The organism is Litoreibacter sp. JB4-2, assembly GCF_055693445.1.
The window spans coordinates 1086855-1111071 of the sequence record NZ_CM146334.1; the positions used below are offsets into that span (position 1 = coordinate 1086855).

The following is a 24217-nucleotide window of genomic DNA, read 5'->3' on the forward strand; positions in this document are numbered from 1 at the left end:
GCGCGGTAGCGCGCCTTTGGATCACCGCAACCACAGATTGTTACGTTTCAAACGGTTGCGGATCGCCTGCTCCTTACGGGGCAGCGCGTCGCGGTCAATCAGCGCGCGGGCTTTTTGACCTTTGCCCTGATAAATCATCCGCTTCATCGGCTCATATTGCTTGAGCACTTTTTTGATTTTGTTGGGCGCCGCGACCTGTTCGAGCAGCTCAACAACCACGTCCCGCTCGCGCGCATAAAGCAACGGCAGAAGGCGGTAGTGACAGGTCACATCATGATCCATTGGCTTTGAAACCTCAGGCACCCGCCCGCCACCGAAGGACTGGATGACCAAGGGCAGCGCGACCTGATCCAGCCAGGGCCGCATCTCCTGACAGACCAGCTCGGGCGGCGGGTCGTCGCGGATCGTTTGCGCATAGTCCAGATACCGCGCGCCAAAGTCCCTTGGGCAGCTGTGAAAGAAAAATCCGGCGTTGAAATACAAGTATCGCTGCCAGTATTCATCCGGGTGCGACAGGTCGAGCGAGCTGTCGAAATCCAGCCCAAACCTGTGATAGAGCGACTTCCAGATCGCACCATATCCCGGGCCGTATAGCTCGATTTGCGGCCAGGTGGCCTCGCGTTTCATCGACGCGGTCGGGCGGTCAAAATCAAACGGCACCGTACCCAGATCGCCAGTGATCAGCGTGTCTGTGTCGAGAAACAAGAACGGCTCCCCTTTCGGCATTGCCAGCAACCCCTCGATCTTGTTGCCTTGCGGATAGCCGCTGCCAAAGACCTGATTTTCAAACGGGATGATCTCCGCGCCCAGCATCTCAAGGCAGGCAAGCACGTCAGGGTTCCTGACCTGCGGTGGGGCATCCCAGCGGTGGTTCATCTGCGGTTCGGCCAGCAGCAGCCGGCCTTGGAAATCCGGGTTGGTCTGGCGCAGGGACGCGGCCAGCAGGATCGCCTCATATTGCAGCCGCCCGCTTTGGACCACAGCCACAATGTTGAACGGTTGCCTTGAAGTTTTAGGGTCTCTGCCCGGCGCCATGTGCCTGCCTGTCTGTTTTACCCAAGCTTACGGGCAATGGCAGACCCGCGCAAATCGCAAAGCAATTGCGACGTGGCAAAAAGAAATGCGCAAATGATCTTGATACAACGCCGACAATCACCGGGCTATGGAAATAGGACGAGTGGTGCCCATCCATGAAACTGAATTCACTCAGTGCAGCCAACGATCAGAGAAAGCGTCTTCGCGTTCGACACACGGTCTTTTGCTTTTGCACACTACCAAGCACCGGCACAAACTCACGAACTCCGCAAACTGAACGGATATGTCCGCTTTGCTCGCGCTTTCAGCAGTTAGGACTCAGAGCTGGTTTTGAGACGTTGCTTGAGCTTATTGCGTTCTTTTTCCAGCGTTTCGATTTTGGTTTGGTCCAGGTTGCGTGCTTGCTGTTCTTGTTTCAGGCGTTGTTGCCAGAATTCTGTCTCGGAGGCATCGCCCGCAGATTGCTCGTTTGAGCCGAGCTTCCAGATGCTCCATCCCAGGGCAAGGCCGAGGACAAATGCGCAGGACAAGAACATGACCAAATCTGTTGTTGGATCGAACATTACTAAGTCGCCTTCATTAATTTTTCGCTGGGCATCATGACTGCTCCCAGTCGAATACAATGCGTTGGTTCTTTGCACGACCGTCAGCGGTCGCGCTATCAGCAATCGGATCGCTTTTGCCAAAGCCAACCGGGCGCATCAGGGTGGTTTGAACGCCACGCTCCGCCAAGAAATCATAGACTGCCTTCGCACGCCCGTCGCTGAGCAGCAGGTTACTTGCGAAGCCACCTTCACTGTCGGTATGGCCCTCGATTTCCAATACCAAATTATCCTGCATGCAAGTGAGTGCGATTTCCGCAATACGCTCCAGCTGCGCAATCGAACTTGCGGCCAATGCAGTCGTCCCGGCTTCAAACGCAATGCCGCCGTTCGAAAGCGCAAGATCGGAGCTCTCTTGACATTGAGCCAAGGCCGAAGCACCGGTCCCTTCGGTCGCCTTCGCATCCAAAGCCGTCTGAAGTTCTGCAACTTGCTGTTCAAGCGCGCTCTTCGCTTCTTGCGTTTCGGCAAGGCTATTGCTCAACGATTGTGTTGTAGCATCGTTGTCACCTGACGCCTGCTGCACCGCAGACAGGTCAGTTTGCAGCCGAGAGATTTCCGCGGTCAGCGTGTCATTCTCTGCGGTAAGCGACGCATGCGCTGAAGCTGTTTCGCGCAAATCAGCGAGTTCTGACTGCACAGAAGCCAGTTCTTTGGAAAGGGCTTCCTTTTCTGCCGTCAGCGCGTTGTTGTCCGCTTTCGCCCCAAGCAACGCAGCAAGCTCTGCTTCCAAAGTAGCAGCCTGTTCCGACAGTTCGGCGTTTTCAGAGGCCAAACTCGTGTTTTTGGCTTCGCTGACCTCGAGCTTTTGAAGCTCGACCTGAAGGCTTGCGACTGTTTCGGCTAGGGTGCTGTTTTCAGTTTCAAGTGCAGCGATGTCCGTTGTTTGTGTACCGATGTCCGCAATCTCGACACCCAACGCATCGCGTTCGTCCCGCATGGCGGCAAGCTGCGATTCCAAATCAGCGATCCGTGCGTCGGATTGCTGCTTCAAGCTTGCTTGATCTTCTACGAGTTGCGCGCTGAGCGTTGCCGCTTGCCTGCTCGCTGCTTGCGTATTCGACTGAACAGCATAGAAAAATAAGAGCGCTGTTAGCCCCAAAATACCAAGAATTAATCCAAGTCTCATTGTTACAAACCTATCAATGTGGCTGTGTGCAGATGGGCCGAACTGCGTCAATCACCCTGCGGACATGTTCCGCGTCATGAAACGATACCAGTTAAACGACCGAAACGCTGACACAATGGGTGGCCCGCAAAACGGACCACCATTCTTTCCATTACGCTTCAGGTGCTTCGCCAACGACGGAGAATTCAATCCGACGATTGCGTTGCTTGTTTTCTGTGGAGTTGTTCGCGACGACTGGAACGGTTTCACCGAAACCAATTGCGTCGATGCGTTCGCCGTCTCCGCCAGCTTCGACCAGATACGCACGCACAGATCGCGCACGGGCCTCTGAAAGGATCTGGTTTGACCTTTCACTCCCGTCAGAATCCGTATGGCCGTCCACTCGAATTTTAAGCTCAGGGCAACGATTGACGATATCGACAATACTATCGAGCAGCAGGTTACTGCGTTTATCAAGACGCGAGCTACCGGTCGCGAAGTAGATGTTGTCGGTGCGTGACATGATCTCGAAGCGACCCTTACAGGCAGCTATAGAGAAATCGCCTGCGTCTTCCAGGGCCACGGTTTCGAGGCCTGCTTCTTGTGCCATGGCGGTCGCAGCGCTCGCATAATCACCTTGCGAGCCTGAGCGGTTAAACATGAAGTCGAATGTCACAGTCGCCGAAGGGATGATTTCAACTTTTGCGGCCTCTTCAAGTTTTGCAACACCACCATCAAGATCAAAGTCGGCTGTTGGAAGCGAGATCGGCGTGCCTGAGGTCACAGACACTGTGTCGTTGTCCAAAAGGGTCACTGCGATCTCCGCTTCACGCTCTGACGTGATGCCGTGAAGGTCGATGGTGTAGTTCGCCGTCATGACTTTGCGGCGCACCTGTGCCAGATCTTCCAGTTCGGCAGGATCTAACTGCATCGTGATGACAGCTTCAGGGAACTGGAATGTCTCAAACAGTAGGAAACGCATACGCACATTGCGCAGATCGACATTTGTATCGACTGAGTCCATCCGAATACGGACAGTCGCCAACCCATCGCTGTCGATCGTTCCTGCATAAGAGCCAAACGTGCTCGACTCTACCTTGGTTTCGTTCTTTACAGATTGGAAACGTAAAGTGGATGCATCCGCATTCATTGTCCATCCAGGAGCAAAGATGCTCTCCTGTGACACCGCGACTTGAGGGGCAAATGCAATCACCCCTGCCAGCAATAGCTGATTCCACTTGGCGGCCACCATTTTTGTGTGCTTATTAAGCATAGCTACTCTCCAAAAAACGCAACGAGAGTGATGCGGCATATACCGCGCCTCACACATGCGACTTCATACTCACGCTCACTTACGATGAAGCGGTCGGGGCTCATCCCACACGAAATGAATGCTTGGAAATTGTTGCAATATTAGGACAAAATCTTGGTTTTTTTGATCTATTATTGACATAATTGATCCTAAAATCCTCTTAAAACCGCCTCATTCGGAGCCAAAAAGGTGGGCTGTATAATATTTCGAGGATCAGGTTATGTTCAAGCATGTACTAGCGCCCACACTGTGCGCGATTTTGGCAATATCTTCAGCGAGCGCGCAAGACGCCGCAGAGGTAGAAGCTTGGGAACTCGCCAAGAAAAGCGCGACATCAGCAGAAGTATTCGCATTTATTCAGGCGTATCCTGACAGCAAATACGCGAAAGAAGCGAAATCTTACATGATCGACTTGCTTTGGGTCGAGCTTGCGGCGAAGGCTCCGGAAGCTTCGCCTGAAACAACCCCAAATCAATCGGTTACGGCAGTAACTTTTGATGCTCCGCTGAGCGAGGGTTCCGAAGAAATTATTGGAAAAACCCTCAAAGAACTAATTGCAGGGACACCGCTTTTTCCCCCAGTCGAAGGCCTGCCAGAAGAATACTGGAAAGAGCAACAATGCTCCAGCTGCCACGAATGGGAACCGGCCAATTTGTGCACGCAGGCAAACACATATCTTTCTGACGCGGGCGCTGAAAACCTGGTAAAGCAGCACCCATATGGCGGCACATTCAAATTGAACCTAAGAAATTGGGCACAAACAGGCTGCGAGTAGCAATCACAACCACCCCGGTTTTACTGTCTAGCCCCACAAGTGTTCGGCCTAATGACTGTCCCGCCAACCCTTCATCTGCAAAAGGGCCGTGACGTTGCGATAGCCATATCGCCCATATTGCTTGGCCAATCGGATCATTGCCAAGCGACGCTCACTATCATTTGCTAGCTTGGGTTGGCCTCTCAGACTGAACCGCGCCACGCCAAGAACCGCACAAGTCCGGCGCTCTGAAGTATCCAGCTTTTGGCGGGTGTGAATGGTGCACTGAAAATACGTGGACTTGCCTTGGCTTGGCGAGAAGGCACAGTGATCAAATAATTTTGGCGTCTGTCGCCGCCCGCAGCTCATCCTCGGACACGCCAACAGCGGTTTCGACTATTTTCAGCCCCCCTCAACAACATCCAGAACACCTAAGTTTGTGATGATCCGGTCCACAACGGACTTGCCCGTAAGCGGCAAAGTGCATTCCTTGAGCACCTTACTGGCGCCATGCTTGTTGGTATGGTCCATCACAACGACGACGCGTCCAACACCTGCGACGAGATCCATCGCGCCGCCCATGCCTTTGACCAGCTTGCCGGGGATCATCCAGTTCGCCAAGTCACCGTTTTCGGCAACTTCCATAGCACCCAGAATGGCCATAGCGATCTTGCCGCCGCGGATCATGCCGAATGACTGCGCGCTGTCGAAGTAAGCGGTCTGGGGCAGCTCCGTAATCGTCTGCTTGCCCGCGTTGATCAGGTCCGGGTCGATCTCATCCTCGGTCGGGAAAGGACCCATGCCCAGCATGCCGTTTTCGGATTGCAGCGTCACTTCGATGCCTTCAGGAATATAGTTCGACACAAGGGTCGGGATGCCGATGCCAAGATTGACGTACCAGCCGTCTTGCAGTTCCTGCGCCGCACGCGCGGCCATTTGATTGCGGTCCCACATGTTACGCGCTCCTCACTGTGCGTTGTTCAATCCGCTTTTCGTGTTCGCCTTGAATAATGCGGTGCACGTAGATGCCGGGCAGGTGAATGCTGTCGGGGTCAAGGCTGCCGGTTTCGACGATTTCCTCAACCTCGGCCACGCAGGTCTTTCCGCACATGGCAGCGGGCGGGTTAAAGTTGCGGGCGGTTTTCCGGAATACCAGATTGCCAGTCTCATCCGCTTTCCAGGCCTTCACAATGGACAGGTCGGCGAAGATACCTTCCTCCATGATGTAGGTTTCACCATTGAAATCTTTATGCTCTTTGCCCTCAGCAATCACGGTTCCGACGCCGGTCTTGGTGTAGAAACCGGGGATGCCGCACCCGCCAGAGCGCATGCGTTCCGCCAACGTGCCCTGCGGGTTGAATTCCAGCTCCAGCTCGCCGGACAGATACTGGCGCATAAATTCAGCGTTTTCGCCGACATAGGAGGAGATCATCTTTTTTACCTGCTTGGTCTGCAGCAAAATGCCGATGCCAAAATCGTCCACGCCCGCGTTGTTGGACGCAAAGGTCAAATCCTTGGTGCCCGCGTCCTTGATGGCGTCGAGCAGAAGTTCGGGAATGCCGCACAGGCCGAAGCCGCCGGCGGCAATGAACATGCCGTCATGCAGCAGGCCATCAAGCGCGGCCGCTGCATCGGGATAAATCTTCTTCATGGGTGATCTCCGATTTTAGAAGGCGACGCTGTCGCCGCCCTTCAGGTCCAATATGCTGCGCGCCTCATCGGGCGTAGCAACCGCAAGTCCCAGACCTTCGATGATCTGCCGCACCTTGCGGACTTGCACCGCGTTGGATGTCGCAAGCTCGCCTTTGCTGGCCCAAATGCTGTCTTCCAGACCGACGCGGACATTGCCGCCAAGCGCAGCCGCCTGCGCGGCGATACGAAACTGATTGGCCCCTGCCCCCAGCACGGACCAGCGGAAATCATTGCCGAATAACCGGTCGGCGGTCCGTTTCATGTGCTGCACGTCTTCAGGGTGCCCACCAATGCCACCAAGTAGGCCAAAGACCGATTGCACAAAGAACGGTGCCTTCACCAAGCCTCGGTCTGCGAAATGCGCCAGGTTATAGAGGTGGGAGGTGTCGTAGCATTCAAATTCAAACCGGGTGCCGTTGCCGTAGCAGGTTTCCAGCACGTATTCGATGTCCTGGAATGAGTTGCGGAATACCAGATCGCGGGAGCCTTCGAGGTGTTCGCGCTCCCAATCGTGTTTGAACTCTTTGAAACGGTTCAGCATCGGGTAGAGGCCGAAATTCATTGACCCCATGTTGAGCGAGGCGACCTCTGGCTGGTAGTGCGCGGCGGGGGCAGCGCGTTCGGCAACGCTCATGTAAGGGCTGCCGCCGGTGGTGATATTGATGACGGCGTTGGTGGCCTGTTTGATGCGCGGCAGGAACGGTGCGAAGCCTTCGACGCTTTGATCAGGGCGACCTGTTTCGGGATCACGGGCGTGCAGGTGCAGGATGGAGGCGCCTGCCTCCGCCGCCTCAATCGCGTCTGTCGCAATCTCGTCCGGGGTGACCGGCAAATGAGGCGTCATTGAGGGCGTGTGAATAGCGCCTGTGACTGCACAGGTGATGATAACTTTGCCGTTTTGTAACATGGGCTTAGCCTCCAAATCGAGGTTCGGGTAGGCCCTTGATGCCGAGCCCCGTTACTTTAAACAGCGCGCCTGCCTGAAACTGCGGCTTGGCCTGCACAGCAAACATGTCATGCACCGCAGGGTGTTTGACCCGCGCCATGGAGGTCACGTAAATCTCATCCAGATTGTCGCCGCCGAACATCACGCTGGTGATGTTTTTCACCGGCATCCCGATACGCATGTCAATGCTGCCATCCGGCGCATAGCGGACCAGATCGCCGGAGATCAGTTGCGCGTTCCACATGTAGCCTTCGGCATCCACGGTTGACCCGTCCGCGACGCCTTCGTCATCTTTGGTGGACGCATGAACGCGTTTGTTGGACAGAGTGCCTTTGTCGATGTCGTAGTCGTAGGCCCAGAATTCCTCGATAAAGGTATCGGCGATGTAGAATGTCTTGTCATCCGGGCTCCAGCAGGGACCGTTGGTGCACATCAGCCCGTCCTCAACCTTGGTGACGCTCAGGTCCGGGTCCAGGCGGAACAGTCCGCAATTCTTCAGCTCTTCCAGATCATCCATGCCGCCCGCAAAGAAGCGCCCGCGCCGGTCAACCTTGCCGTCATTCAGGCGGGTGCGCTCTATGTCGGCGTCGACCTCCTTGATCAGGTCCAGCTCAAGTTTGTCACCCTTGATGTCCATGAAATAGAATCCGTCACACATGGCCGCGACCATGCCGCCCTTCTCGCGCAGGGCCATGGCGCCGATGTCCTTGGGCAGAGCCCAGCTTTCGACCTTGCCGGTCTTGGGGTCCATCCGCCACACCGCATCCAGCCCGAACCGAGGACCTGTGCAATCGAGCCAATAAAGCCGCCCTTCTTCGACGTCCCAAACAGGGCCTTCGCCCAAGTGGTTTTTGCAGTCCAGAACGCATTCAATCGTAACGGCCATGGCGGTACTCTCCTGTTCTTGGGCTTAGTTAGGCTTGATCGCGATTTTCATCGCGCCGTCTTTGCGTTGCTCATAAGTGTCCAGCGCAGTTGCAAAATCAGACAGCGGGAACGTGTGCGACATAAGCGGTTTGAGATCGACGCGGCCTTGGTGCAGCAGGGCAATCGCAGGTTCCGCCGTGTTCGGGTTAGCGCGGTTGCCAATCATTTCTACCTCATCGAGCACCATCCGCTTCACCGGCACCTCGGGGTCACCGTGCGGGATACCGATCATCGAGACAACGCCACCCTTGGCAGCTGCATGACACGATTGCTGAATTGATTTGGCAGTGCCAGCACATTCAAGTACACGCGGCACGCCAAGACCGTTGGTGTGCTTGCGCACGGACTCCAGAACGTCCTCGTTGCGGTAATCAATGCCAATACCGCCGAGACTTTCGGCCAGTGCCAACCGCTCTCCGCTGCCCGCGATAAACACACGACCCGCGCCCATGGCAATGGCGCAAAGCAGCGCCATAAGGCCTTGTGGCCCCGTGCCCATGATCAGTACATCGTCGCCTGCCTCCATCCGGCTGCGGTTTACGGTATAAAGCGCAATAGACAGCGGATCGACGCAGGCGGCGTATTCCAGATCCATGTCATCGGGGATCTTATAAAGGCTCTTGACCGAGGAGGTCATGTATTGCGCATAGGCACCCGGCGTAATGTGCCCATGCTGGCGGTGCCCGGCGTCCTGATTGCCGTAGTTCAGGCACAGCGTGTAACGGCCTTTCATACAGTTCGCGCAATAGCCACAGCCCACATGGCTGATCGCACAAACGCGATCGCCCTCTTTCCAGCCCAAAGCCGCGGCCTTGGGTCCGGTTTTCTCAACCGTCCCAGACCATTCGTGACCCGGCGTAAACGGAAACGCCGGAGGCCAGAAACCGGGGAAATCGCCCTGAATGATGTGCGGATCGGTGCCACAGATGAAGGTCGTATCGATCTTGACCAACACCTCATCATCCACGGCGACAGGCTTAGGAACTTCCTGAACCGAAAATTCGCTCGGCGCGGTCAGAACCAACGCTTCCATTGTGTTGCTCATGACGTTCATGTGCCTCTCTCCTCTGTATCCGTGTGTGGTTGAAGCGCCCGCCAGATGCGTTCTGGCGTCAGCGGTAAATCTGTGAATGCAACGCCCGTGGCGTCGGTGATGGCGGCGGCGAGCGCCGGCGCGGTGCATAGGATCGCGCCTTCGCTGACACCCTTTGCCCCTTTGGGGCCGGGTCCGTCTGCGTTTTCGATCATCCCGGTGACCAGTCGTTCGGGCATGTCCTTGCTGGTCACGATCCGGTAGTCGATGGCACCCAGATTTCGAATGCGCCCGTCATCATCCATCAGGATTTGTTCATAGAGCGCATGACCCAGCCCCATGATCGCGGCCCCCTCGTCCTGCATTTCGACCTGCAACGGGTTCAGCGCGGTGCCGACATCGCCGACAGTCACATGCTTGTGGATCGTGACCTCGCCTGTACCTTCATCAACGGAGACCTCAAACGCGGTGCAATTGAATTCAAAGAAGGCAGGCGAACCTCCCAAGGGGTGATCGGGGTCAGTGGGTTTGCGCATCCGGCCATGGCCGATGAGTTCGCCATTCCAGCTGCCCAAGGACCGCTGCACAAAGTCAAAGACCGAGACCGGGCCGTCGGGCAGGTGGATTTTGCCGTCTTCGATGCGCAGGTTGGCGGCATCGAGGCCAAGCGTATCGCTGGCCAGTTCAATCACCTGCGCGTGGATATCGGCGCAGGCTCGCGTGATCGCAGTGCCCATAAACACCGTCGAACGGCTGGCCGAGGTTTGCAGATCAAAGGGTACCAGATCGGTATCGCCCATGATCAGCGTCACCCGATCATAGGGCGCGCCAAGCGCGTCGGCGGCAATTTGGGCAAAGATCGTCCGCGCGCCCTGCCCCATATCGGACGTGCCTGCGAACACGAGGATGCTGCCATCGGCCAACAGCCGCACAGTAGAATTCGACAGCCCTGTCGTGGCTCCCGCCTTGATCCCTACGGCAATGCCACGCCCGTGGCCTTCAGGTTTTGGTGCGTCCCATCCCAGCAGATCAGCGGCCTTTTGCACAGATTGCAGCCAGTGCCCATCGGCGGGCACGTCACCCGGCACGACCTGATCACCCTTGTCGGACACATTGCGCATCCGCATCGCGAACCCGTCGATGCCCAGTTCCCGTGCCGCCGCATTGATCTGGCTTTCGACGGCCCAATTGACTTGCGGCGTGCCGAACCCGCGAAACGCGGTGCTGGGAGGTGTGTTGCTAAAGACGCCACGTGCGTTGATCCGGGCATTCGGAACGCGGTACGGCCCGCAGGCCAGATAGTTGCCCTTGGTCGTCACCCGTTCGGCAATATCGACATAGGCCCCAATTTGATAATCGGACTGGATGTCATGGAACAGTACGTCGCCATCCTTGGAGAAGCCTGAGCGGATCTGCACTTTGGCCCCTGCCCGGCGCACGGCCTGAAACGTCTCTTCCAGCGTCAGGATCAACCGGCAGGGCCGCCCGATCCGTTGCGAGGTGAAGGCGAGAAGCGGTTCGAACTTTGGCATCTGCTTGCCACCAAACCCGCCGCCCGGATCAGGCGAGATGACCTGCACATCGCTCAGCGGCAAATCGAACATATTCGCCATGATCTTTTGCATCAGGAACGGGTGTTGCACCGGGCTCCAAATCTTCAACCGCTCGCCCGAGGCATCGACGACGAAGCCGTGCGGCTCAATCGCGAAATGTGTGACCATCGGAAAGGTATAGGTGTTTTCAATGACCAGATCGGCGTCCGTGCCGTCCACATCGCCCCAGCCCCAGTCCATGGTCTTGAGGATGTTGGTCTGGGCCAGCGTCTTGTTGTCCCGCATCGCGGGGTCTTGCACCAAGGGAGCGTCGTCGGCCAAAGCGGCGTCAATCGATGTCACCGCAGGCAGGGCGTCATAGTCGACCTTCACCAGACCGGCGGCATAAGCGGCGATATCTTTGGTTTCGGCCACGACAGCGGCGACTGGTTCGCCGTGATAGCGCGTCTCATCCACGGCAATCACGGGGCGGTCAAGATAGGCCGGCCCAAACCGAGGCATCGGGTGGGGCAATTCGGCGGGCGTGATCACATCGATCACCCCGGGCACCGCGCGCGCGGCACTTGCGTCAATGCCTTTGATCTTGGCGCGGCCGACATTGAGGCTGACCAGCTTGACATGCGCCATCCCGGCCACGTCGATATCGGCGATGAATTCCTGACGGCCGTTGACGCGTTCGACCCCGCCCAGACGGGAGATATCGGTGCCGACGGTTTTGCCTGTCACAGGCTCTACCGTTTTGAGATGCACATCCTCACCTGCGGCGTCGCGCATGGCGTCAAACATCCGGTTGTACCCACCGCAGCGGCAGAGGTTGCCGGACAGCGCTTCGCGCACCTCCGCCTCATCCGCACCCGGTTTATCGCGGTGCAGGCTTTCGGCGGACATGACCATGCCGGGGATGCAGAACCCGCACTGCACGCCGCCGCATTTCAGGAAACTGTGCTGCACCGTGCTAAGCTGCCCGCCATTGGACAGGCCTTCGACGGTTTCGATCTGCGCGCCCTGACATTCCACGGCGAGCATCAGGCAGGAATTGACGGACACGCCGTCGACCAGCACTGTGCATGCCCCGCATTCACCGACGCCGCAGCATTCCTTGGCACCCTTGAGGTTCAGGTCGTCGCGCATGAAATCCAAGAGCGACGTGTGAGCGGCAACATCCTGATCGATGGGCGCACCGTTCACAGTGGCCTTCAGGTTCATGGCTGTGCCAAATCCGTCAGAGCTAGAAGGGTGGAACGTATCAGGCATGACCACCCCCGCCGCCAATCGTGCATGCGCCACGCCAAGCGCGCGTTCGGCCATCACACAGAGCATCGTACTGCGATAGTCGGCACTGGCGCGGACGTCTGTAATTGGGCTGGCATGGGCCGCCAGATCGCGCAGAACTGGCGCGCGGTCGTCGGCACTTGCGGTCGGATCGCCTAAAATCCCTGTGTCATCGCGCAATACTAAAGGCTTGGGCGACACCGCGCCAAAAGCAATGGTGACAGCGCCGTCTTGGGTGATCGAGCAGGCCATATTCGTCGTCGCCAAATCCACGCCGCGCCTGCGAGTGATCCGGTCAAAGGCGCAGCCGTGGGGGCCTTGGGGCAGCGGGATCCGGACCACGCTCACAATCTCCCCCGCGCCCAGATCAATCTGGCGGTTGCCTTGAATGAACTTGGCCACGGGGCGCTGACGCAGCCCGTCCGGCCCGTGAATTTCTACTGAGGCGCCAAGCGACGCCAGTACCGGCACCGTATCCGCCGCAGGTGACGCGTTGCAGATGTTGCCTGCCAGTGTGGCGCGATTGCGGATCTGGATCGACCCCACGACTGCCGCCGCGTCTTGCAGTGCCGGGAAAAGCCCGTGCTCCGCCAAATAATCGCGCAGCGCTGTCATTGTCGCGGCCGCAGGCACCCGCAGCGTATCATTGTCTGTCGTGATGGCCCCGCCGAGTTCCGCGACCCGTTTCAGGTCGATCACCATATCTGTCTCAACCGCGCCATGGCGCAGGGCGACCATCATATCCGTGCCCCCCGCCAGCAGACGCGCCGACGCCCCGTAGGCGGCCCAGACCGAAGCGGCCTCGGCCAAATCCCTGGGCTGTATGTAGTCGAACGGTTTCATCTGAAGCGTGGGGTCCGGGTCTAAATTCCAAGAGGGTCCCCGGGCCGTTCAACACAGCCCGGGGAGTGATCAATTACATCGAGTCGAGCTTCAGGACAGCGTCGCCATCGACCGTGTCGATCTGCTTGATCGACCCGTCATCCTGCCATTCGAAAATGCCAAAGATACCCGACACGACGCCTGTGCCGGTATACTCCATGGAGCCCGTCACACCGTCATAGTTGATCTCTTTGCCGGCACGAATGGCGGCCAGACCGTCCTCATAGGTGTAAACAACGTCGCCTTCGCCGCCGGTAACGTCATACATCGCCTGCGTCCAGCTTGCGGTGTTCACCTCACCGGACTTTTCGATGGCCAAGGCAGTGGCGACCAACAGATCCCAGTATTGGATCGCGTAGGAATTGCCGACATCACCGATGTCGCCGGCCCATTTTGACCCACTGGCAAAGGGCTGATAAGCGGCCCAAGCCGCGTTGTCATCATAGGCATAAGCGGTCATGTGGATCGACTTGTGCTGGTCCAACGCGCTTTGTGTCGCGGTGTCGTAGAATTCAGTCTCTTGCCATTCGCTGGGCCCAACAATGAACCACGACGCACCGGATTCAGCGGCGTTTTTGACAAAGCTGCCGCCTGCCTGCGGGGACGAATAGACGATAACCGCATCAGGTTCCAACCGGTTGATCCGCGTGATCACGGACCGGAAGTTGCTGGCACCGCCGTCAATATCGATATCGTCCAGCAGTTCCAGACCCATCGCCTCATAGGTCCGCAACGCAGCCTCTTTTTGCAGCTGGGAGCCAGAGGTTTCAGCCGCAACAACAACGATGCTGTTCAGGCCCGCGTTCTTGGCATGCAACAGCGCTGCGATACCCTGTGCGGTGTCCATTGGTGCGCCGCGGAAAATCGGCTCTTCAGTCACCCCGCCAATGGCTTCTTCAATGGCACCCCCATGCACGGAGGGCATCAGCGGCAGATTTTTGGCCGCAACGGTTTCCAGCATGAATTCGCGGTAGGACATGTAGCTGTGCGCCGGGTTCAGCAGGATGTCTACACCATCACTGTCGACCAGTTTGCGCGCCGCGCGGGCCTCGCCCACGGTGCCAATGTCCTGGTGGATCGCCACGAACGGGCGGCCGAGAGGCGGATCTTCGTTGATTTTGGACAAGGTCATTTCCGTCACGCCATCAAAGAACGGCCCAAAACCGCCATATTCACCGGTGTGATAGGTAAGGTGGCCGACCGTGATATCCTCGGCGCTTGCGATCGTCGCAAACCCTAGGCCTGCGGTCAGTGCAGACGCACTCATCAGTGCAATTTTCGTAAGTTTCATCGAATTACTCCTCCTATGGCTTTTCGACGTCTTCACTTCAAATGTGATAAGCGGCAGTGATGTCGCTCATCGATAGGTCCGCCCGGTCACGAAGCAGGTGCATCTCTCCCAAGGACAGCACCATGACACGGTCAGCAATTTCGAGGGTCTTGACCGCGTTCTGTTCGGCCAGGACGATTGTCAAACCCCTGTCGCGTCGGGTGTCCGCGATGCTGGTGAACAACGTGTCCACGAACAAAGGTGACAGTCCTGCGGAGGGCTCATCCAGCAGCAAGACCTGCGGGTCCTGCATCAATGCGCGGCCCACGGCCAGCATTTGGCCCTCGCCGCCCGACAACGATCCGGCGGCCTGGCTGCGGCGTTCTTTCAGGCGCGGGAACAGCGCGAACACTTCTTCCAGCTTTTCGGCTTTGGAGCGGTGTCCGGTGCGCCCGCCAATCGACAGGTTTTCCATGACCGACAGGTCCGGAAAGACGTTGCCCTCTTGCGGCACGTAAGCCACCCCTGCCCCCGGCATCGCATAGGCGGGCGTGCCCGACACATCGCTGCCCGCTAGGGTCAGGTCGCCTGATTGCACCGGCAGCAAACGCGCCAAGGTTTTGAGCAACGTCGTTTTGCCTGCGCCATTGGCGCCGAGCACGGCAAAAATCTCGTCCTTCACCGAAAAGCTGATGTCTTTCAGGACGGCCATTTCACCGTAGCCACTGCTCATGTTCTTTGCTTCAAACATGCCTAAACCCCCATGTACTTTTCGGCGACGACACGGTTCGATTTCACCTCTTCGGGCGTGCCTTCGAACAGGATCGTGCCTTCAGACAGGAAATGAACGTAGTCGCAATATTCCCAGATCATCGGCAGGTCGTGTTCGACCACCACCACCCGCATCTCCCCGTCGGCAACCTTTTGGCGGACCATGTCCATGACCATCCGAGTTATGTCATCGGGCAGGCCAGCGGTGGGTTCGTCCATCAAGAACAGCTTGGGCTCTGCAATCAGGCAGCGCAGGATATCGACCAGCTTTTTCTCACCGCCCGACATCGCATAGCCGTTGCGGTCAGTGAACGGGAACGCCTCGACCAGACGGGCGACCTTTTCTTCGATCTCGTCCGTGTCCCGTTCCTTCGAAAATAGGCTGGCAAACCCTTCGTCCTTGGGCGGCGTTGCAGCCAGCCGCAGGGAGTCCTTGATGGTCAGGCTGTCGAAGCCCTGAATGCGCTGGTTGGTCTTGATCAGACCGATGCGCGCGACCTCGTGGGATTTTAACGGGTTCAGCTTGTGCACCCCGTCACCCACATCCAACTGGATGTCGCCGCTTGTGGGCGCAATCCGCCGGGTTAACAGGCCCATCAGGGTGCTTTTGCCCGCACCATTGGGGCCAATCAGACCTTCGAGGCCACCAGAGCCGAACGTCACTTTCTCGATATTGACGACCTCATGGGCGTGGTACGCCTTGGTCAGTTTTTGTGCTTCAAGTCTCATTGGGCATCCCCTCGACACGGGCGGGGCGCGCCCGGACTTTGGGCTTGTCCTCGCCCAGCATGCCGCGCGGGCGGAACATGATGATCATGATCAGCACAAGCCCGTAGCAAAACAGTTTGAAATTAGGCAGCAGGATGGCCTGTTCGGCTGGCACCGGGGCGTAGGTCTCGATCAGGATATCGAATAGCCCGAAGGTCACGAAGACACCGACAATCGCTCCGAGGTTATGGCCCTTACCGCCCAGTACCAGCGCGATCCACACCGCAAAGGTCAGCGACGGGGCCAACTGATAGGGTACAAGGAACTGGTGCAGCGGGGCCGACATTCCGCCCAGCACACCCATCATCCCGCAGGTGATGGCAAAGACCCAACGTTTGGTCGACGCAGTGTCCTTCCCAAGGCTCGCGGCGAGTTCCTCGTTGTCGCGGATGGCGACCAACTGGCGGCCCATGCGGCTGTCGCGCAGTTTGGCCGACAGCCAGACCATGGCGACCACAACGATTAGGATAAACACCATAAAGACGATGTTGCGCCCGTCCATGTTGCCAAACGGAAACTTGATCGTCCCCAGCCCTTGTACCCCGCCGGTGATGTCTTTCTCCGACACGATTAGCGTCGCGATAATTGCTGACAACGCCAAGGTCGCGGCCAGAACCGCCTGCCCGCTGCGTTGCAACACCAGCAGCGCTAGGACGTAACCCACCGCAGCCGACAACACCGACGCCAATGAAATGGCGATGAACAGCGGAACACCGTAGGTCACGTAGAGAACACCCGTTCCGTAAAGCCCCAGCCCCCAGAACCCAACCACGCCGAAGTTCGGGATACCCGCCATGCCAAACTGAACATGCAGCAGCTGCGCCAGCCCGATATAGACCAGCATCAACGAGAATGAGAAAATCAGATAATCCATCAGGCAGTCCTCGCGCCACGGAAGGTCAGAACGGCGATGAACATGGTGAGCAGGATGACCTCGGCATAAAGCGGCTTGGTCACCAGAGTGATGAAGGCCGTCAGAATGCCCGCCGCGACGGCGGCGATAACGGCCCCCCGAACACTGCCCACACCGGCGACGATGGTCACCAGCATGGTGATTAGGATCACATTCCAGCCCATGTAAGGTGTCACTTGCGCGAACACGCCACTAAAGATGCCCGACAAACCGCCCGCACAGCCTGCGATAAACCAGATCGCGACGGATGTGCGGTGCGGGTTGATGCCGCTGGCCATGGCCAGATCATGATTGTTGGCCAACCCACGCATCTGTTCGCCCAAACCGGTGTTGTAAATCATCCAATAGAGCGTCCCGGCCGCGATCAGCACTAGTACCAGCGCGACCAACTGCAGGTTAGTCGCCCCCATGCCAAGGAACTGCATGTAGGTGATGTTCGGCTCATTAAGGAACATGTTTACCGGCCCGACAGCCAGGATCAGGCCGTAGCGCAGCAGGAACGAGACACCGACCGAAAGGATAATCATCTCAGTCGGACCGACGCCCCGGTTCAGCGCGGGCCGGAATATCCCCAGATAGACTGCCACGCTCAAAGCGCCTGACAACAACATCGAAGGCACAATCGCAAGATAGAAATGAGCGCCCAAAACCACGTTGAAGAGGATCGCGAAATAGGCACCAAAGGTGATGCTTTCTGCGTAAGCGATGTTCATGAACCCGTTGAGGTAGAATATCAGGGTAAAGCCCATCGCCGCTAAGATCAGCGGTGAGGCCTCCAAAAGCCCGATGAATATGGAATCGAGTAACAGCATTGGTCCCCCTCAGGCCGTGATCGGCCGGGATTGCAGCAGGTAGACATCGCCTTGGTAGATCGCCCATTCGATGTCCTGCGGTGCGCCGTTTGTGGTTTCAAGATGCACAGCGACTTCGGAGATCCGAGCCAGCTCATCCGCGCTGAGAACCCCGCCATGCGGTGTCTTTGATTTCTTTTCGCGGCCCTTGCGGTCGACCACATATTGATCGGGTGTGACCTCGCCCGAGACGACAGCTTCGCCCAGCCCATGGACGGCTTCGATCATCATACGGTCTTTACGGCCAGTGACAGGGTGGTTTGAAAAGGCCACGCCCGCTTTGTCGGCGTCGACCATCTTTTGGACGACAACTGCCATGCGCAGATCATCCAATGATCCTTTTTCGCCCCGGTAAAAAATCGCACGCTCGGAAAAGAATGACGCCCAGCAATCGATCACGGCTTTGCGGACCGCGTCGTCGCCTTCGACATTCAGGAATGTCTCTTGTTGGCCTGCGTAGCTTGCGGCCTCAGAATCCTCGGCGCAGGCGGAGGAGCGGACGGCAACCTTACCGCCGCCTAGCTTTGCGTAGCTGTCAAATACCTCTTGCGGGACGATTGCGGTGTCTTCGACCAGCTTTGTGGCTGCCTCGTGGTCTTTGGCTTGGGCAAACTTGCGCAAGGCATCCACGTCCAGACAGTTTTCCAAAACGTCAGCGGGGATCGAAAACCCGCCCGGCACAGGCAAATCAAGTTGCGTCATTGTTGCAAGGCTTGCGGCCTTGCCACCCGTCACCGCTACATCGCGGCAGTCAGGGTCTTCGAACCAGAGAATAGTCTTTTGCATCCGTTCATTCCTTGGCAGGCATCTTTAGGGTGCATGCCCCCGGCCCACTGGACGTGGGGGCATACAAACTTTGAGAGAGTGTTCCCCGGTGGGAGGGCCGGGGAACAGTCAGGCGCTGTCGGGTCCCTACTTCAGGATTTCCACAATGCCTGTAGTGCCATTGACGCGCAGCGTGTCGCCGGTCTGGATGTCTTTGGTTGCGACAGACGTCCCCACCACAGCCGGCAAACCAAATTCGCGCGACACAACGGCGGAGTGCGAGGTTGTCCCGCCCGCATCGGTCACCAGGCCCGAGATTTGCGTGAACAAGACAACCCAGGCTGGGTTCGTCATGCGGCACACGAGGATTTCGCCCTCTTCCACGGTGTGGAACTGGTCCAAATCGGTGATGACACGCGCCTTGGCCTCGATCACGCCCGGGGACGCGGCCAAGCCGACAATTTCGCCCGCTTTGGTCGGTGGCTCACGGTAGAACCGCTCAGGGAAGCCCCAAAGACCAGCATATGGGAAATCAAGAGATTCCTGCGTCGCCGTGCCCAACCAATCGGGCGGACGGATTTCCGTTGCCTCCTCATCCGCATCGCGGCGATCGGACACGATTTCGCGGGCATCATAGGCATCTTTGTCACCCACCAGCGCACGCAACTCGTTGTAGCGCAGGAAGTTGATGTCTTCCTTGTCGTCCAGCATGTCCAGCTCGACCATCTTTTTGCCGATGGCGATCAGGACGGTGCGCAGACGCGCATTTGTGCCTTGGTCGATGTAGAAGTGGTGATCGGGCGTCAGCGGGTTCATCCGCAGCGACGCATCAAGCGCCGTTTGCAGCCGTTCGCAGTCTTCGCCTTGGACGCCATCCATGCACTCGGCAATGGCAGCCTCAAGGTCGTCTTTGACGCCTTTGATGGTGGCAGGATAGTCGTAGTCGGACACCACATAGCCACGGATAGCTTCGATTGCAGGACCCGGGTTTTCGATCCAAAGCGGAAAGCGAGTTTCGTGCGACCAAAGTGCTTTATGGCCAAACTCTTCAAGGTATGGCTCAAGCTTATCCTTGATCAGCGCCTTGCCGTCGGCAGAACCTTCAAGTGCGGCCATAACGTCGGCAGCGGTCTGGCCTTTGAATGCCTCCTGCAGCGTCGCGTTGCCTTTGACCGTCTCTTTCATCTGCCAAAGTGCTTCAACAGAATCCCAGTTGCGGTCATCGACAGAGCTTTGCAGACGCCCTTTCAGGGCCGGATCAGCATCAGGTTTGATCTCATCAATCGCGCCATTCAGCGCCATCGTCGAAGAGAACTGCGAGAAGTTCAGAAGCCAATGGATTTTCCAGTGGCGGTCATGGATATCCATCATGTCTTCGAGAAGGATCGCCAAAGCCGTCAGGCTAGCATTGTCTTTGTCGAACCCATCGATGTAGGCGAAGTTTGTCTTCATCTCTGGCAGGATGCGGTCGTTCCACCAGTCAAGGAAGTTCTCGGCATAGTGGGGCAGAACATTGCCCAGATACGCGCCGATTTTGCCCGCATAGTCATCGTTCAGCGGCACGCGCGGCACGTAGCGGTTCTGGAACTCTTCGGCCTCGACGGCGACGCCGGGCGTCGCGGGAATTGCGGCTGTATAGAGATATCCGTTGATATTCTTGGCAACCCAGTCGCTCGCGAAGGGTGTGCCGAAACGGCGGAACATGTGATCGCAGGTCAACCACCAACCACCAATATCAAAGAACATCGGAGAAAGCGGATTCGGGCAGTGCAGATCATCAAGGATCCAGAACTGCTCCGCTTCTCCGTCGTTCCACTCTACCGGAAATTCGTCCGTTCCAAGGTTTTGACCAAGGATGCTTGTTTCGTCCAAGCTCATCTTATCCTCCCTATGTTGCTAGTTGCTGTCTAGCTCCTCAAGCATATCGATAATGCCAGTCAATTTTTCAGTCAAGCGATTATCGATAATTTATAATCTATTCTTTGCTGTGATGACTTTACCCGATGAAATGGTGCGTCTGGCCACGTTGGGACTGTTCTATTTTCTTGCTGCGCCCCACCCAAAATGCGTCAGCATCCGAGATCGAATGACGATGACGCGTTTCGCTAAGCGGGTGCTTTGTAGATGCCTTCGTCTTGCAAAACGGCGATGTAGCGCTGTTCCGTTTCTCGTGCCCTCTGAACGGCGGGCCGTGCCTCACTCAGACGCGCATGTGCAACGAGTTGCGGAAACGGGCTCTGATCAAAACCGATCAGGGTGAGCCGGGTCCAAATCCAGTGAAGATACGCATCCACAACAGACCAAGCATCCCCATACCACCAAGACCCCTGCCCTAACCGGTTTTCAACCTTGCCAAGCAACCGGATTAGCGCAGCACTGGCAGCCGGTCTGACGGCACTAAAAGGATCGATATCCTCCGTCACAAACCGAAACGGCATCGCATAGTGGGTAACCGCCGGATGCAGCGTGGAGCCAATGAAGACCAGATCTGACATCTGGTGATGCCGCGCGAGCGTCGTGTCAGTTTTTGGCAGTAAGTTGGCTGCGGGATAGGTTTCGCTCAACCATTTCAGGATAACCGGATTCTCGGTCAGCGGCAGGCCATCAGCAACAAGCGCGGGCACCTTTCCTTTCGGATTGATCTTCAAATAGGCAGGTGACGATTGTTGACCCTTGGCCAGCCGTATCAGATCGGTCTCGAAAGGCACCCCAATCTCTTCCAGCGCGATCAACGGGGCAATGGCACAAGTGTGGGGCGCGAAGTAGAGTTTGAGCCGACTCACGTATTTGTCGTCCAAGGGCCTCACCTCACGCAAATTTACGCAATGTCCCGGTTTGATTGCGGAACCGGAAGGTTGTGTCTTCTCCAGTCATCTCGACCACGATTTCTTCGACCCACTCCGGCTCACCCGGGTCAGAAATGCCCAAGCCTTCAACGATGATCGCACGCATTACCGGGGAATGGGTGACGCAAGCCACGACAAGGTCCCTCTCAACTTTTGCCGCGCGAAAACTCTCAGCAAAAGCCATGACACGACGGGCCACTGCTGCTGCCGTTTCACCGGGCGGCGTGGCGTGGGTCAGCCAGTATTCAATACGGTCGGGCGCGGATAAGAATCCGCGATAGAACCGATGCTCCATCACCTTTTCCGGCGTCATTTCAAGATGTTCGCATTGGGAGGCAAAGAATTCTGCTTTCGACCCCATCTCCACCCGCGACCCGGCAAGATAGATATCGGGATTGCGCAAACCCCATGCGGGCAGGACCTCCGGCGCCTCTGGGTCAATCGCTTGACGCAACGCCTCGGCAGTCTGCTGTGATCGGTGCGTCCGGGTCGCGATGAACCTGAATTCCGCGTTATCGCCGCCTAGCGCGCGCAATCTGGGCACGGCCATATCAATGTCGCTTCTTGAGTCTTCTGTCAGCGGCATATCGCCTTCATGCGACGGGACTTTCCCATGCCGAAGGAATGCCAGAGTCACTTTGTTCATTAGCATATCTCTTGTCTTGATGAATGAGTTGGGGCCGGGCGACCTGACGCCGCTACCCGGCTTCGACTTTGCGGTATTCAGGCTCTCCGTCTGAGCTGTCGACTTTGCCCGCATCCAAGGTCCCGTCCGCCACAGCCTGGCGCATCACGACCCCGATCTCTTCGACATGTTTGCGCATCTCGAACCCGCATCTCTCAGGGTCGCCACCGCGGATCGCCTCGATGATTGGGTGATGCCATGGCGTCAGGTCCACATCCGGACGGCGCGCCATCAGGTTGCTGAGCGTCAGATAGGTCCGCGCTTCGATCATCAACGAGTTCCATGTTTCAAGCAGGATCCGGTTGTCCGCTGCCTCCAGAATGGTGCGATGAAACTCCACGTCCCAATGGGCCATTGTGCGCGCGTCTCTATCCCGAAACGCGCGGCCCATCTTTTCAACAGCCCTTTCGAGATCGTCAATGTGATGTTGCACGCGCTCTACTGCCAGCTGGCCTGCCAGCTCCTCAAGACGGGCCCGCACGGGGTAGACTTCAACAACCTCCCGGTCGTCCATTTTGCGCACGCGCGCACCTTTGTGGGGCTCCACTTCAACAAAGCGCATCGCCACCAGGTCGCGTAGCGCTTCGCGCACCGGGGACTGGCTGATCCCCATCCCTTTCGCGATCTGGGATTCAACCAACCTGTCGCCGGGCTTGAACCTTCCGGACATGATATCGTCCAAGAGTTGTTCTTTGACTTGTTCGCTCAGAACTACACGCTGAATCACTGATGCCACTCCGTTTCTGGCTACGCCTTCGGCCCTCTGATCAACTTGACATCGTGTCAAACTCTCTCAACCGATAGCAGCAATGCATCGCAGGCGCAACTACCAACGATTATCGATTAGCGTTTATGCGTTCATTTTGTGTGCTAGTGACAACTGATCTTTACAACTTGAAGCGAGACGTCGGCTTGCGCAGGAGCCCCCTTACCGACTTTTATGCGCCGCGTTGTGGCATTGACGTACCGGGGGGACGTTGGCAACGAGCCGATTCCCCTTAGACAGTGTCCGCTTCCGGCTTTTTCGTTGAAGAACTCTTCCGCGATCGAGGCGTGAAATTCAAACCGTTCTTTCGCAGATTGGCTGCGTGATCATCATCAAGACTAAGACAAAACAGGCGGCTTCCAAAGCGCCAACAAGGTCTGCTTCGAAATAGCTTACTACTCCGTGGTTAAGCGGACAAGAAAGGCAAAATGACCCTTACCGTTGACCTTTAGGAAAAGCCTCTACAAGGCTTCCGCTTTGGCGAGCGAGTGGACATCATCAACGCGGGCTGCATCCAGATCGGACTCAGAGATGCCAAACTGCGCGTCAACAAGCTCTTCAATCCCGCGCACAAGGGCCAAGGCGTCAAGACCGTAGTATCGCATCAGATATCCGCGAGAGCCGCCATGCGCATAGGTGTCTTTCAATCCCAGCCGGATCAAACGTTTACCAACACCGGCGTCGGCCATGGTTTCCGCGACAAGGCTGCCAACGCCCCCTTCGGTCACATGGTTTTCGAGCGTAATAACGCCTGATTTGACGGACCCGATGTGATCCAGCAGCGCCTTTTGATCGAAAGGTTTGATAGTATGCAAATGCAAATGGCGAATGCTCAGCCCCGCTTTGGCAAGTGCAGATCGTGCGCGCATGGCTTCTTCTGTACAAATGCCGGCGGTCACAACAAGGATATCGTCACCGGTCGACAGTTCGCGCATTTCACCAACCTTGATCGGCGTATCAAACAGGCGCGGCACCGTACCTCGCAGCACCCGGCACCAAACGGGGCCGTCAATGCTGTCTGCCGCTTCGCAGATGCTTTCTACCTCTGTGGCGTCGCCGGTTTCCAGAATGGTCATGTTGGGAATGGACCGCATCACCGAGATATCCTCGATCGACTGGTGGGTCATCCCGCCCGGGGTCGTGACGCCCGGCAGAAACCCCATAAGCCGGACTTTCCGCCTTGGATAGGCGACAGAGGCCATCAGCTGATCGTAGGGACGGCGGTACATGAAGACGCCGAATGTGTGAATAAAGGGCCGATATCCCGCCAGCCCAAGCCCGCCTGCAAAGCTCATCATGTTTTGCTCAGCCATGCCAAGGGACAGGAATTGGTCCGGGTGCCGGTCACGAAATCCGTCAATTTCGCAGGACGATGTCAGGTCTGCCGATAGGCATAAGATGTCAGGTTTACCTGCCGCAAATTTTTCAAAGGCCCCTGCGTAAGGACGGTTTACCATTTCTACCAT

Annotated in this window: 21 protein-coding genes and 1 pseudogene; 1 reads left to right on the forward strand and 21 read right to left on the reverse strand. The window is 57.2% G+C overall.

The window, feature by feature from the left end:
- Positions 1 to 21 precede the first annotated feature (21 nt).
- The 4 genes from ACZ1G7_RS05435 to ACZ1G7_RS05450 all read right to left on the reverse strand — a co-directional run bounded on the left by ACZ1G7_RS05435 (position 22) and on the right by ACZ1G7_RS05450 (position 4018).
- The gene (locus ACZ1G7_RS05435; RefSeq protein WP_472662817.1) at positions 22 to 1035 is read right to left on the reverse strand and encodes a hypothetical protein; all 1014 of its coding nucleotides are present in this window, start codon (positions 1033 to 1035) and stop codon (positions 22 to 24) included.
- 311 nt (positions 1036 to 1346) lie between these two features.
- Entirely contained in the window at positions 1347 to 1598 is a 252-nt protein-coding gene (locus ACZ1G7_RS05440; protein ID WP_472662818.1) for a hypothetical protein, read from the reverse strand.
- A 34-nt stretch (positions 1599 to 1632) separates the two neighbouring features.
- On the reverse strand, positions 1633 to 2817 hold the full coding sequence (locus ACZ1G7_RS05445; RefSeq protein ID WP_472662819.1) for an OmpA family protein: 1185 nt from the start codon (positions 2815 to 2817) through the stop codon (positions 1633 to 1635).
- A 100-nt stretch (positions 2818 to 2917) separates the two neighbouring features.
- The gene (locus ACZ1G7_RS05450; RefSeq protein ID WP_472662820.1) at positions 2918 to 4018 is read right to left on the reverse strand and encodes an OmpA family protein; all 1101 of its coding nucleotides are present in this window, start codon (positions 4016 to 4018) and stop codon (positions 2918 to 2920) included.
- A 259-nt stretch (positions 4019 to 4277) separates the two neighbouring features.
- On the opposite strand from ACZ1G7_RS05450, the gene ACZ1G7_RS05455 reads away from it, so the two are divergent.
- Positions 4278 to 4832 (forward strand): hypothetical protein, encoded by a 555-nt coding sequence (locus tag ACZ1G7_RS05455; protein WP_472662821.1) that lies wholly within the window; start codon positions 4278 to 4280, stop codon positions 4830 to 4832.
- Between the two features lie 310 nt (positions 4833 to 5142).
- Here ACZ1G7_RS05455 and ACZ1G7_RS05460 read toward each other — a convergent pair.
- The 17 genes and pseudogenes from ACZ1G7_RS05460 to ACZ1G7_RS05540 all read right to left on the reverse strand — a co-directional run bounded on the left by ACZ1G7_RS05460 (position 5143) and on the right by ACZ1G7_RS05540 (position 24217).
- Positions 5143 to 5765: pseudogene (locus ACZ1G7_RS05460) on the reverse strand (3-oxoacid CoA-transferase subunit B).
- A 1-nt stretch (position 5766) separates the two neighbouring features.
- A complete protein-coding gene (locus ACZ1G7_RS05465; protein ID WP_472662822.1) occupies positions 5767 to 6462 on the reverse strand; it encodes a CoA transferase subunit A in 696 nt (231 codons plus the stop codon).
- Positions 6463 to 6477: 15 nt separating this feature from the next.
- Positions 6478 to 7410 carry a 3,5-dioxohexanoate:acetyl-CoA acetone transferase gene (gene kce, locus ACZ1G7_RS05470; protein WP_472662823.1) on the reverse strand — a complete coding sequence of 311 codons (933 nt, stop codon included), beginning with the start codon at positions 7408 to 7410 and terminating at the stop codon, positions 6478 to 6480.
- Positions 7411 to 7414: 4 nt separating this feature from the next.
- Complete coding sequence (locus ACZ1G7_RS05475) at positions 7415 to 8335, reverse strand: SMP-30/gluconolactonase/LRE family protein (protein WP_472662824.1); 921 nt, start codon at positions 8333 to 8335, stop codon at positions 7415 to 7417.
- 24 nt (positions 8336 to 8359) lie between these two features.
- Positions 8360 to 9430 (reverse strand): zinc-dependent alcohol dehydrogenase, encoded by a 1071-nt coding sequence (locus ACZ1G7_RS05480; RefSeq protein ID WP_472662825.1) that lies wholly within the window; start codon positions 9428 to 9430, stop codon positions 8360 to 8362.
- The gene (locus ACZ1G7_RS05485; protein ID WP_472662826.1) at positions 9427 to 13077 is read right to left on the reverse strand and encodes a molybdopterin cofactor-binding domain-containing protein; all 3651 of its coding nucleotides are present in this window, start codon (positions 13075 to 13077) and stop codon (positions 9427 to 9429) included. The genes ACZ1G7_RS05480 and ACZ1G7_RS05485 overlap by 4 nt, the downstream gene beginning before the upstream one ends.
- A gap of 73 nt (positions 13078 to 13150) precedes the next feature.
- Complete coding sequence (locus ACZ1G7_RS05490; RefSeq protein ID WP_472662827.1) at positions 13151 to 14407, reverse strand: ABC transporter substrate-binding protein; 1257 nt, start codon at positions 14405 to 14407, stop codon at positions 13151 to 13153.
- Positions 14408 to 14444: 37 nt separating this feature from the next.
- Positions 14445 to 15137, reverse strand: coding sequence for an ABC transporter ATP-binding protein (locus ACZ1G7_RS05495; RefSeq protein WP_472662828.1), 693 nt, complete (start codon positions 15135 to 15137; stop codon positions 14445 to 14447).
- 2 nt (positions 15138 to 15139) lie between these two features.
- The gene (locus ACZ1G7_RS05500) at positions 15140 to 15886 is read right to left on the reverse strand and encodes an ATP-binding cassette domain-containing protein (protein ID WP_472662829.1); all 747 of its coding nucleotides are present in this window, start codon (positions 15884 to 15886) and stop codon (positions 15140 to 15142) included.
- Positions 15876 to 16799, reverse strand: coding sequence for a branched-chain amino acid ABC transporter permease (locus ACZ1G7_RS05505; protein WP_472662830.1), 924 nt, complete (start codon positions 16797 to 16799; stop codon positions 15876 to 15878). Before ACZ1G7_RS05505 ends, ACZ1G7_RS05500 begins: the two co-directional genes overlap by 11 nt.
- A complete protein-coding gene (locus tag ACZ1G7_RS05510; protein ID WP_472662831.1) occupies positions 16799 to 17650 on the reverse strand; it encodes a branched-chain amino acid ABC transporter permease in 852 nt (283 codons plus the stop codon). Before ACZ1G7_RS05510 ends, ACZ1G7_RS05505 begins: the two co-directional genes overlap by 1 nt.
- Before the next feature lie 9 nt (positions 17651 to 17659).
- Entirely contained in the window at positions 17660 to 18475 is an 816-nt protein-coding gene (locus tag ACZ1G7_RS05515) for a PEP/pyruvate-binding domain-containing protein (RefSeq protein ID WP_472662832.1), read from the reverse strand.
- A gap of 126 nt (positions 18476 to 18601) precedes the next feature.
- Entirely contained in the window at positions 18602 to 20332 is a 1731-nt protein-coding gene (locus tag ACZ1G7_RS05520; protein WP_472662833.1) for a PEP-utilizing enzyme, read from the reverse strand.
- A 227-nt stretch (positions 20333 to 20559) separates the two neighbouring features.
- A complete protein-coding gene (locus tag ACZ1G7_RS05525; protein WP_472662834.1) occupies positions 20560 to 21237 on the reverse strand; it encodes a glutathione S-transferase family protein in 678 nt (225 codons plus the stop codon).
- A 25-nt stretch (positions 21238 to 21262) separates the two neighbouring features.
- Positions 21263 to 21946, reverse strand: coding sequence for a phosphoglycerate mutase family protein (locus ACZ1G7_RS05530; protein ID WP_472662835.1), 684 nt, complete (start codon positions 21944 to 21946; stop codon positions 21263 to 21265).
- Positions 21947 to 21998: 52 nt separating this feature from the next.
- The gene (locus ACZ1G7_RS05535; protein ID WP_472662836.1) at positions 21999 to 22712 is read right to left on the reverse strand and encodes a GntR family transcriptional regulator; all 714 of its coding nucleotides are present in this window, start codon (positions 22710 to 22712) and stop codon (positions 21999 to 22001) included.
- Positions 22713 to 23212: 500 nt separating this feature from the next.
- Entirely contained in the window at positions 23213 to 24217 is a 1005-nt protein-coding gene (locus tag ACZ1G7_RS05540; protein WP_472662837.1) for a transketolase family protein, read from the reverse strand.

Bases quoted from the DNA above. Each gene is read 5' to 3' on its own strand.
- ACZ1G7_RS05435 (WP_472662817.1), bottom strand. From the start codon at position 1,035: ATGGCGCCGGGCAGAGACCCTAAAACTTCAAGGCAACCGTTCAACATT.
- ACZ1G7_RS05440 (WP_472662818.1), bottom strand. From the start codon at position 1,598: ATGTTCGATCCAACAACAGATTTGGTCATGTTCTTGTCCTGCGCATTT.
- ACZ1G7_RS05450 (WP_472662820.1), bottom strand. From the start codon at position 4,018: ATGCTTAATAAGCACACAAAAATGGTGGCCGCCAAGTGGAATCAGCTA.
- ACZ1G7_RS05455 (WP_472662821.1), top strand. From the start codon at position 4,278: ATGTTCAAGCATGTACTAGCGCCCACACTGTGCGCGATTTTGGCAATA.
- ACZ1G7_RS05465 (WP_472662822.1), bottom strand. From the start codon at position 6,462: ATGAAGAAGATTTATCCCGATGCAGCGGCCGCGCTTGATGGCCTGCTG.
- kce (WP_472662823.1), bottom strand. From the start codon at position 7,410: ATGTTACAAAACGGCAAAGTTATCATCACCTGTGCAGTCACAGGCGCT.
- ACZ1G7_RS05475 (WP_472662824.1), bottom strand. From the start codon at position 8,335: ATGGCCGTTACGATTGAATGCGTTCTGGACTGCAAAAACCACTTGGGC.
- ACZ1G7_RS05480 (WP_472662825.1), bottom strand. From the start codon at position 9,430: ATGAACGTCATGAGCAACACAATGGAAGCGTTGGTTCTGACCGCGCCG.
- ACZ1G7_RS05485 (WP_472662826.1), bottom strand. From the start codon at position 13,077: ATGAAACCGTTCGACTACATACAGCCCAGGGATTTGGCCGAGGCCGCT.
- ACZ1G7_RS05490 (WP_472662827.1), bottom strand. From the start codon at position 14,407: ATGAAACTTACGAAAATTGCACTGATGAGTGCGTCTGCACTGACCGCA.
- ACZ1G7_RS05495 (WP_472662828.1), bottom strand. From the start codon at position 15,137: ATGTTTGAAGCAAAGAACATGAGCAGTGGCTACGGTGAAATGGCCGTC.
- ACZ1G7_RS05500 (WP_472662829.1), bottom strand. From the start codon at position 15,886: ATGAGACTTGAAGCACAAAAACTGACCAAGGCGTACCACGCCCATGAG.
- ACZ1G7_RS05505 (WP_472662830.1), bottom strand. From the start codon at position 16,799: ATGGATTATCTGATTTTCTCATTCTCGTTGATGCTGGTCTATATCGGG.
- ACZ1G7_RS05510 (WP_472662831.1), bottom strand. From the start codon at position 17,650: ATGCTGTTACTCGATTCCATATTCATCGGGCTTTTGGAGGCCTCACCG.
- ACZ1G7_RS05515 (WP_472662832.1), bottom strand. From the start codon at position 18,475: ATGCAAAAGACTATTCTCTGGTTCGAAGACCCTGACTGCCGCGATGTA.
- ACZ1G7_RS05520 (WP_472662833.1), bottom strand. From the start codon at position 20,332: ATGAGCTTGGACGAAACAAGCATCCTTGGTCAAAACCTTGGAACGGAC.
- ACZ1G7_RS05530 (WP_472662835.1), bottom strand. From the start codon at position 21,946: ATGAACAAAGTGACTCTGGCATTCCTTCGGCATGGGAAAGTCCCGTCG.
- ACZ1G7_RS05540 (WP_472662837.1), bottom strand. From the start codon at position 24,217: ATGGTAGAAATGGTAAACCGTCCTTACGCAGGGGCCTTTGAAAAATTT.